Consider the following 8910-nt stretch of genomic DNA (forward strand, 5'->3'; position numbering starts at 1 on the left):
CGGTCGCCCGCGTTCGCGGGCTACAAGGCCCTGACATGTGGGCGAAGATCAGGGCCAAGCCCTGGGACCTAAGCCGCCCCGGGGCCAACCCTGAAGGGGCGAGAGAGCCTTGCGCGTGCCTCCTATCTCGCCCCGTTGGGGCTCAGAGTAGCTCAGAGATCGAAACCGGGGGTGTCAGGAAGCAGCGGTTGACTTCGGCTCATGGGCAGGGTACTATGGAAAGGAGCCGCCGCAGACGAGACCCAACCAAGCGAACAGGAGCGCTCCGCACCGAATGCCCACGGCTATGCTGAACGCCCTGAGCTGCGACCTGGAGGACTACTTCCAGGTGCAGGACTGCGAAGGGGTGATCTCCCGCGACGCCTGGGCGGCCATGCCGTCGCGGCTCGAGGCGAGCACCGAGCGCGTGCTGGCGCTGCTCGACGAGACGGGGGTGAGGGGCACCTTCTTCGTGCTGGGCTGGAACGCCGAGCGGCACCCCGAGCTGGTCCGCCGCATTGCAGCGGCGGGCCACGAGATCGCCTCGCACGGGTACGAGCACAAGATGATCTTCGAACAGACCCCCGACGAGTTCCGCGAGGATGTGACGCGCTCGAGAGCGCTGCTGGAGGACCTCGCGGGGCGCCCCGTGCTGGGCTACCGCGCGCCCACGTTCTCGATCACCGAGCGCTCGCGGTGGGCCGTCCGCATCCTGGCCGAGGCGGGCTATCGCTACGATTCCAGCATCTTCCCGATCCGCCACGACCGCTATGGCATCCCCACCGCGCCGCGCTTCCTTCACGAGCTGAACGGTGCGACGGGAGCGACGCGTGAGGACGGCGGAGCCGGGCGCGAGGGCGCGGGCGCAAGACCCTCAGCCGGCGGCCGCCCGGCGCTCATCGAGTTCCCGCCCACGACGCTGCGGGTCTTCGGCTGCAACGTGCCGGTGGCGGGGGGAGGCTATCTGCGGCTGTTCCCCGCGCGGCTGATCCTGGCGGCGCTGCGGCGAGTGAACCGCCAGAGGCACCCGGCGATCCTCTACTTCCACCCGTGGGAGCTGGACCCGGAGCAACCGCGCCTGCCGCTACGGCGTACGAGCCGCTTCCGCCACTACGTGGGCCTGCACCGCACGGCCGCCAAGCTGCGGCGGCTCCTGCGAAACCTGGCCTTCAGCACCGCGGCGGCCGTGGTGGAGCGATGGGCGGACGAGCACGCCGGGGCGACTCCCCCCTCCGGCGCCGGAGTGCGAACGAATGGATAGGATCGCCGGGCTGCTGGACGTGGTGTGTCTCGTGATCTTCGGCGCCTGGGCCTACCTGGTGGCCAAGCAGAGGGGTCGGGATGAGATCGTCTGGCTCCTGGCGGCAGCGGCGGCCTTCTTCGTGCCCGGCTACCTGATGCAGGAGTTCGGCTTCGGCTACCTGGCCGAGAAGCTCGGCTGGGCGGCGGCGTGGCGCAAACCGGCCGGCTTCATCGCCGGCGGCCTGTGCGCGCTGATCCTCGACCTGTACCTCACCCTCCTCGTGCCCCCCGCGGCGCGCGGAGCGGACGGCCCGACATCGCGGCCACCCGGAGACGCGGCGAATGGGTAGCCTGGCGGCATTCCTCGACATCGTGTGCCTTGCCGTCTTCGGCGGCTGGGCCTACTGCGTGGCCAAGCGCCAGCGTCGCGACGAGGTGGGCTGGCTGCTGATGGCGGCCGCGGCCTTCTGGGTGTCCGGCTACGCGATGGAGCAGGTGATTTTCCCCGCCCTGCACCCGCGCCTGGGCTGGCCCGCGACGTGGGCCAAGCCCGCGGCCTTCCTCTTCGGCTCCCTGTGCGCCGCCGTGCTCGACCTCTACCTCACGCTGGTGCTGAAGCCGCTGCCGGCCAGCCACGCGCCGGCGAGCGACGCGGCACCCGAGGGCCAGGCCCCTGTGCCGGGGCCGGCTGGTGAAGCTCCCGCCGAGGCCCGTCCGGCGGAGGCCGGCGCAGCGGGCGCGCCGGCCGCCGACCCGTTCAGCCTCCGGGCCGACGGGCCGCTGGGTTACGTTGCGCGCTACTGGCCCTCCGGCATCATCGTGCTGATGTACCTGCTGCCCACGTTCGACGCGGTGGCCGCGATGATGCCGAAGCTCGGCTTCCACCGCGTGCACGCGGGGCCCTACCCGCCGTACCGCGAGTTCGCCATGCCGCTCCTGGCCGGCCTCCAGGTGTGGCTGTGGAGCCGGCGCGTGGCGCCCGCGCTGCTGTGCGGGCTGTTCTTCGCCGCATTCATCCCCGAGCTGAACTGGATGGAGTGGGAGTGGAGCCGCGGCAGCTCCTACTACTCGCATGGCTACCTGATCCCGTTCGTGACGCTGTGGCTGGTGTGGATGAACCGCGCGCGGCTGGCGAAGCTCGAGCCCAAGGGCGATCTGCGGGGCGTGGGCATCGCGACCCTCGCCTTCGGACTGCTGCTGTTGCTGCTCGGCTCCTACCTCCGCCGCGGCTCGCTTCAGGGCGTGAGCTTCGTGATCGTGCTGGCGGGCCTCATCTTCTTCCTCTACGGCCGGGCGATCAGCAAGGTGCTGATCTTCCCCCTGGTGTTCACAGTCTCGATGATCCCGATGTCCATGTGGATGCTCAACCGCTTCACGTTCCCGCTCAAAATGTTCGCCACGGCAGGCACGGTGCGGGTGGTGAACGCCCTTCACGCGACGGGCCTTCACCCGTACGCGGTGACGCGAAGCGGCAGCAACGTCACCTGGCGGCTGCCGGACGGCACCGAGGACCTGCTGACCGTGGCCGAGGCGTGCAGCGGGCTGAAGTCGCTGATCGCGCTCCTGACCTTCGGGGCGCTGCTGGCGTACCTGGCGAAGCTCTCGCCCCGCCACAAGATCGTGCTCTTCCTCGCCGGGGTGCCCGTGGCGCTGCTGGCGAACATGTGGCGCATCGTCACGCTCACGGTCGTGGCCGGCCGTTGGGGCTCGGCGGTGGCGCGCCCCGACGGGTGGGTGCATGATACGACCGGCCTCGGCATCTTCGCCGTCGCGTTCGTGCTGTTCTTCGCCTTCGAGCGTGTTCTCATGCGGTTCGACAGCGGGGCCGCGCCGGCCAGGCCGGACGCCCCCGGTTCCGCCGCGGTGGCCTGACCGCTACAGTGGGGCCCCCCATGCGCACCCTCAATCAGCGTTACGCGGTCGCCGGCGTCGCGTTGGCCCTTGTGGCGCCGCTGGCGCTCTATCTGAACTACAGCGCGCCGCCGCCGGCCGACCTCCAGGCGATCGGCAGCGCCATCCCGCGCCGACTCGGCAAGTGGGTGGCCGAAGGAGCCGACCGCGGCGGCAGCAAAGAGGAGGAGGAGATCCTCCAGACCGACTCGATCTTCACCCGCACCTACGGATGCGGGGCGCTGCTGTCGTGCGATCTCACCATCGTCTCGGCTCAGGACAACCCCAACGCCGTCCACCCTCCCGAGCTCTGCTACACGGGCTCGGGCTGGACCGAGACGCTCAAGGACACGATCGCCGTGCGCGTCGGGGACTGCGAGCGGGTCGTCAACCGCCGCCAGTTCGTGCGGGGTGGCGGGACACGCCTGTGGATGCTCTACTGGTACAAGGCCGGCGCAATCAACACGCCCAGCTATCTTGGGTTCCAGTGGGAGGCCCTCAAGGCGCGGCTCGCCAGAAGCGGCTGCTCGTGCAGCCTGGTTCAGGTGAGGGCCGAGTTCAGCAAGGCCGACTTCGAGGGAGAAGTGCTGGCGGAACTCGTCAAGTTCGCGGCCGAAGTCATGCCTGCCGTTGATGTGGCCATTCCCTGACCGCGCGGTGCTTGCGGCAGCTCCCGCACACGTCCAGCCCGCCGATCGACTGTTCGCAAACCGTGACAGGCCCCTCGCAGGGGCAAGCCCTCCGCATCTCATGGCCTGGCATTGGCTTGAGGCGCGCCAGCCCGCCCGAAAGCGTCTGAGGACGCAGACACCGAACCACCCGCCAGGCACGTCGGTGCCGGAACTGCCAGCGCCCTCGACACGGGGCATCCCGTTCCTAAGTAGTGTTTTGGCTTGCATTTAGCTTGATCGGCCAGGTTACGTGCGCCAAACGGCGCGGCCGGCATGATTATTGCTAACATTACCCTCAGGCGGAGTGGCATGGCCGCATGTGAAAACCATGCGCGGGGCACTGTCAACCGACTGTTCACCCGTGACAGTTGTCCCCGGGCCCCCGCCGGGAGAGCGCCCGATGAGTGCCCCCATGAGGCCAGCCTCAGAGCGGCGGCGATACCGTCGCCTCGAACTCTCTGTCCCCATGGTCTTCACGCTCAGGACCAAGTCGGGGGCAGTTGTCTCCCACGCCGGCATCACCCGCAACGTGAGCCCAGGCGGCATCTACTTCCAGACCGCCGCCATGCAGGATCTCCAACCCCAGCAAGAGGTTACCATCAACATCGTCGTCCCGCGACGCGGCAACCCCTCCGAAGCCACCATCTCGCTCTCGGGCACCGCCCGCGTGCTGCGCGCCGAACGGATGGAGTGCCAGGCGAACTCCCATGCGACGAACGGCGAAGTATGGGGAGTCGCCGCGCAGTTCACCGGCCGACCCAGGGTGGACCTGTCCACGGTAGACGATCTGTTCGGCGCCACCTGAGGTCCACATCCCTTCGCCAGCCCCTCCACCATAGGCCCCCAGCCGAGAGCATGGCGGCACAAGCGGCATGCTCCTGAGGCGGCTTAGTGCCCGATGTTCTGGGAAAACAGACAGTCTCGTGCGGATGACTTGACACTCGCTCTCTCACAGCGGAGGTTCGCCCCAGGCGGCCTCGCGCGCCGCTGCGGCCTCACGGTCGCAAGTCTCGGCAGACTTCGTGCTTGCGTCAGGCCGCCCCGACGGGCAACACGCTGGCGGGCCTTGAAGGCAATGGCACGGCAGTTGCAAGCATTCACTTCAGAGGAAGATGGCAAGGGTATAGACGATGCCTGAACCAGCCACGATCGTCGTCCTCGGCACGGGAGCCGGGGCGCTCTACCTCCGCTTCTTCCGCAAGCGCTACGCCGAGTTCAAGCGCGCGATGGACATCCTGCTCGCCCTGCCGGGCGTCCTCATCGCCGCCCCCGTCACGCTGGCCCTCGCCATCCTCGTCAAGCTCACGTCCCGCGGCCCGGCGTTCTACCTGCAAGAGCGGGTGGGAATGGACGGCAAGATCTTCAGGATCATCAAGCTACGCACCATGGTCCCCAACGCCGAGGCCGAAACCGGCCCGGTGTGGGCCACCGAAAACGACCCCCGCGAGACCTGGCTCGGCCGCATCCTGCGCCGGACCCATCTCGACGAGCTGCCGCAGTTCTGGAACGTGCTCCGGGGCGATATGAGCCTCATCGGCCCGCGTCCCGAGCGGCCGGTCTTCGTCGAGAAGTTCCGCCACGAGATTCCCCACTACACGGCCCGCCTCGCCGTCCGGCCGGGCATCACGGGTTGGGCCCAGGTCAACCACCCCTCTGACCTCACGCTCGACGACGTGCGGATCAAGCTCGACTACGACCGCGAGTACATCCGCAACATGGGCTGGCGTATAGACTTGCAGATCATCGCCGCCACGGCGGCCCGCATGCTCGGCTTCCGCGCCCGCCCGGCCCAACGCCCCCGAGCCTGAGCGTCCACCGCACCAGACACGTTCCAGCCGCGCCCGCCGCCGCGAGGCCAGGCGCCCCAAGTGTCCTGTCCGCCTATTCTTACGGGCGCGCTCGTTGCCCACGATGCCCTCCGTCACACCGCCTCCTCCTCGCCCCCAGGCGGAATCGCAGGCCTCGCAGCCCGGGTGGGTCTTGAGACAGCCTCCCACGCCCACTCGACCGCCAATCGCCCATTCTCGCCCTTCCACCCATACTGGCTCACGCTCCCGAGAGCCCCGGAATGGGTAGACAGGCGAGAATCGCCGATTCCACCCATTCCCTCCATACTGGATCATTCCCACCCCACAGGTTTGATACAGTATGGCGACACCCGCAACGGCAGCCCGGGAGGCTCGGGCCAGGCCACGCCCCTCGCGCTCAACCTGATTGGCATTGAGATCGTAGGCGTGCCCTTCGTCGTCTGCGAAATTCGTGTCAGCCGCGCGCTCGGGCCGCGCGGTGCCACGCTGCCCGCCGACGGCATTGGCATCTACCTCACCGACACGCTCTGGTCGCCTCACGCCGAGCCGCCCAAGGCGCTTGGCCAGCAAGAGTCCCCATACGACGAATGAGGCCGGGTCACCCGCTCGGGGAGTCCCTTGCAGGAGGGGCGCGGGGAGGGGGCCTTTCCTCCAGGAAAGCCCGCTCCCTTGTCGCTACTCAGGCGTCCAACTCAAACGCACATGGCTCGTTACGCCTGATGAGGCCACGCTGAACCGATGTTGGCGGAGCACCCGGACTAGGCCGAGTTGCTCCATGTAGCGCTGGAGGGTCCGCACTTCCTCCGGGCCGACGACTTCCCGCCCGTGCCGTCCGAACTGCGCAAGCCGCCCAGGCCGGCCGACCCAGCACCGCCGAAGGTGAGCGTCAGACGGGCCACGCGCACGCGCGACGCCGCCTCCGCGTGAATACGCGGACCCGACAACTTGCTGAGTCGACGCTTGACAAGATGAAACTGCGCCCCTATGATTGGCGTTGTTGTGTGTGAGACATACCGGCCGTCGGATAACCCCAATGGGCGACATAGAACGACAGATACTCCTCCCCGTGGAGGCGGTGGCCTTGGCGCCGCGCCGAAAATGCGCGCGCAGGGCAAATGATCTGGATGGCAAGGCTTGGCAGCGGAACTCAATCAGTATCTGGAGCGATATAGATAAGACGCCGGCAGAGCGCCGCCTTGCGCACCCCGCGATGTTTCCTACCGCACTCGTGGAACGGCTCATCGAGTCCTTTACCAGTGCAGAGGACCGGGTTATCCTCGACCCATTCCTCGGATCCGGGTCAACCATTGTGGCCGCACGACGAATGGGCAAGGCTGGCATCGGATTCGAGGTCTGTTCCGAGTACGTGAAACTGGCCCGGCAGCGCATCCGTGATGAGGCAATGCTCCCCGGCATGCAAGTGGGCCAGCAGGACGAGGCGGACGCAGAACAGGTACGGATTCTCGAGGCGGATGCCAGACGCCTTGAGGAGTACCTGGAGCCGAACTCCGTCGACCTCTGCGTCACCTCGCCGCCCTATTGGGATATTCTGAGTAGGAGGCGCACGGCCGATGGCAAGGACACGCGCGACTATGGAGCGGCGGACGCGGACATCTCGAGAATTCCGGACTATTGGGGCTTCATAGGTGCCCTATGTGACATCTTCACCGCCGTTCTGCGTGTGCTGAGACCCGGCAAGTACTGTGTAGTGAATGTGATGGACATCAGGAAGAAGGATGTCTTCTACCCGTTCCACAGTGACTTGGCGCGCCACATGGTCGGGATCGGGTTCACATACGACGACTTGATCATCTGGGACAGGAGGAGGGAGTATAACAACATGCGGCCCTTGGGATACCCTTCCGTATTCCGAATCAACCGCGCCCATGAGTTCCTACTGATCTTTCAGAAGCCCTCCAAACCCCGCAAGCTACACTGAGGGGATGCCCCTTCGTGGTAGACTACCTTGACCCAGATGTGGCGTACTTGCTGGGCATGATCACGGCTCGCGGCATGTTCCAGACAGAGGGAGACATTCGCCGACTCCTGATCCGTTTCCCATACCGCCTCGATAGCATGAACACATTGCCTGGCAGCGCCCTGTCGTTCGACCGCGAGACCGAACTGCGCCTATGTCTGGATGACGTGCGGCGCAGGATCAACGAGCTCCTTGAGGTGGATATTGAGGTGGAGCGCCTGCAACACGAAGTCGCGCTCAAGGCGGTCTTCACCAAGAACACGATGTCCTGGCGGAACCTGCAACTGCTGTGTGACTACAAGACCAGCTATCGGGAGTTCGAGGTGCATGAGGCCATCCGATCTGCGCCTGAGGACATGTTGAAGGAATTCCTCCGCGGCATCGCCGACACCTCAGCCGAACCAAGTGCCGCGGACCATTACATGCAGCCCGAGGGCCGGCAGCGCATTGTGATCCAATTCCAGCATGATAACTGGACGCTTCCGATCCAGGTATGCCACCTCCTCCAAGTGCGCCTTGGGGTGCCAGTGCAAGAGATCCTTTGGGGCCATCCCAACACGAGAGCGCCCAAGGGCGGCGGCTCGTGGGCGAAGGAGCATCGGATGCGCATCTTCGCGGAGGATTTCAGACCGATAGGGTTCGGGTTTCGGTTCAAGCAGCTTCTCTTCGAAGAGCTGGCCAGATGGAATGAGGAGCACGCGCGCGGCTCGCAGCGCCTGTGCAACCCCAAGGTCAGGAAGGTCCGCAACAGGAAGCCCAGACATCCGGACGAGGGCAGCGAGAGGCTGCCTTGCGCAGTTCGTCGTCATTTCAACGCAGCCTTCAAGGTCTGCGTCGCGATGGGCTGCCAGCAGGGCAGGAAATCGCCCCAGCTCACCTTCATCGAAGATGAAGATGAAAATGCGAACGAATGAAGACAGCCTGTATGAGCCTGTGACCCAGTGGTTGCAGCGCTACTTGCAGGGCCGGTACCCGCGGTCCTCAGTGCTTGCGCGCGACTGCCATCGCGTCTCCCTGTCGCGCGTCATCCGTCAACTCGATCTCGTTGAGCAGTTTCCCCAGAGCGACCTGTGGGACATCCAGATCGATGTAGTTGGCATTGTGGTGAAGCCACGTTCCGCCCTGCTCGTGCTCGTCGAGTGCAAGGCAAGACAGCCCCGGCTGATGGACGTCTGCCAACTCCTGGGTTACTCCCTGGTTGTCAAACCCGCCGCTGCGATCCTGGTGTCTCCTTGTCCTGTGAGCAATGGCCTCGCACAGCTTCTCCGGGTGCACGGACGCTACGACGTAACCGTCCGGTGAAGCACATCTTTCCAAGTTGAGGCCAGTGTGCGATGATAGT

10 protein-coding genes are annotated in these 8910 nt (G+C 66.2%); 9 read left to right on the top strand and 1 reads right to left on the bottom strand.

Features of this window, described 5'->3' with window-relative positions; all coding sequences use genetic code 11:
* Nucleotides 1–274: 274 nt before the first annotated feature.
* The 9 genes from PLE19_23095 (at nt 275) to PLE19_23135 (ending at nt 8482) form a co-directional block, all read left to right on the top strand.
* Nucleotides 275–1240, top strand: a complete 966-nt coding sequence (locus tag PLE19_23095; protein ID HPD17835.1) for a DUF3473 domain-containing protein — start codon at nt 275–277, stop codon at nt 1238–1240.
* Nucleotides 1233–1571, top strand: coding sequence for a hypothetical protein (locus PLE19_23100; protein ID HPD17836.1), 339 nt, complete (start codon nt 1233–1235; stop codon nt 1569–1571). The genes PLE19_23095 and PLE19_23100 overlap by 8 nt, the downstream gene beginning before the upstream one ends.
* A complete protein-coding gene (locus tag PLE19_23105; GenBank protein HPD17837.1) occupies nt 1564–3093 on the top strand; it encodes an exosortase/archaeosortase family protein in 1530 nt (509 codons plus the stop codon). The genes PLE19_23100 and PLE19_23105 overlap by 8 nt, the downstream gene beginning before the upstream one ends.
* 20 nt (nt 3094–3113) lie before the next feature.
* Nucleotides 3114–3761, top strand: coding sequence for an EpsI family protein (locus tag PLE19_23110; GenBank protein ID HPD17838.1), 648 nt, complete (start codon nt 3114–3116; stop codon nt 3759–3761).
* A gap of 433 nt (nt 3762–4194) precedes the next feature.
* Nucleotides 4195–4587 carry a PilZ domain-containing protein gene (locus PLE19_23115; protein HPD17839.1) on the top strand — a complete coding sequence of 131 codons (393 nt, stop codon included), beginning with the start codon at nt 4195–4197 and terminating at the stop codon, nt 4585–4587.
* Nucleotides 4588–4912: 325 nt separating this feature from the next.
* A complete protein-coding gene (locus tag PLE19_23120; protein ID HPD17840.1) occupies nt 4913–5590 on the top strand; it encodes a sugar transferase in 678 nt (225 codons plus the stop codon).
* 426 nt (nt 5591–6016) lie between these two features.
* On the top strand, nt 6017–6181 hold the full coding sequence (locus tag PLE19_23125) for a hypothetical protein (protein HPD17841.1): 165 nt from the start codon (nt 6017–6019) through the stop codon (nt 6179–6181).
* A gap of 442 nt (nt 6182–6623) precedes the next feature.
* Entirely contained in the window at nt 6624–7529 is a 906-nt protein-coding gene (locus PLE19_23130) for a site-specific DNA-methyltransferase (protein ID HPD17842.1), read from the top strand.
* Nucleotides 7530–7543: 14 nt separating this feature from the next.
* Nucleotides 7544–8482, top strand: a complete 939-nt coding sequence (locus PLE19_23135) for a hypothetical protein (GenBank protein ID HPD17843.1) — start codon at nt 7544–7546, stop codon at nt 8480–8482.
* A 67-nt stretch (nt 8483–8549) separates the two neighbouring features.
* Here PLE19_23135 and PLE19_23140 read toward each other — a convergent pair.
* Nucleotides 8550–8910 (bottom strand): hypothetical protein (locus tag PLE19_23140; GenBank protein HPD17844.1); only part of this gene is annotated, 361 nt, incomplete at its 5' end.

The sequence above is a fragment of the Planctomycetota bacterium genome (assembly GCA_035384565.1).
Taxonomy (GTDB): domain Bacteria; phylum Planctomycetota; class PUPC01; order DSUN01; family DSUN01; genus DAOOIT01.

Bases quoted from the DNA above. Each gene is read 5' to 3' on its own strand.
- PLE19_23100 (HPD17836.1), top strand. From the start codon at position 1,233: ATGGATAGGATCGCCGGGCTGCTGGACGTGGTGTGTCTCGTGATCTTC.
- PLE19_23120 (HPD17840.1), top strand. From the start codon at position 4,913: ATGCCTGAACCAGCCACGATCGTCGTCCTCGGCACGGGAGCCGGGGCG.
- PLE19_23130 (HPD17842.1), top strand. From the start codon at position 6,624: ATGGGCGACATAGAACGACAGATACTCCTCCCCGTGGAGGCGGTGGCC.
- PLE19_23095 (HPD17835.1), top strand. From the start codon at position 275: ATGCCCACGGCTATGCTGAACGCCCTGAGCTGCGACCTGGAGGACTAC.
- PLE19_23105 (HPD17837.1), top strand. From the start codon at position 1,564: ATGGGTAGCCTGGCGGCATTCCTCGACATCGTGTGCCTTGCCGTCTTC.
- PLE19_23115 (HPD17839.1), top strand. From the start codon at position 4,195: ATGAGGCCAGCCTCAGAGCGGCGGCGATACCGTCGCCTCGAACTCTCT.
- PLE19_23110 (HPD17838.1), top strand. From the start codon at position 3,114: ATGCGCACCCTCAATCAGCGTTACGCGGTCGCCGGCGTCGCGTTGGCC.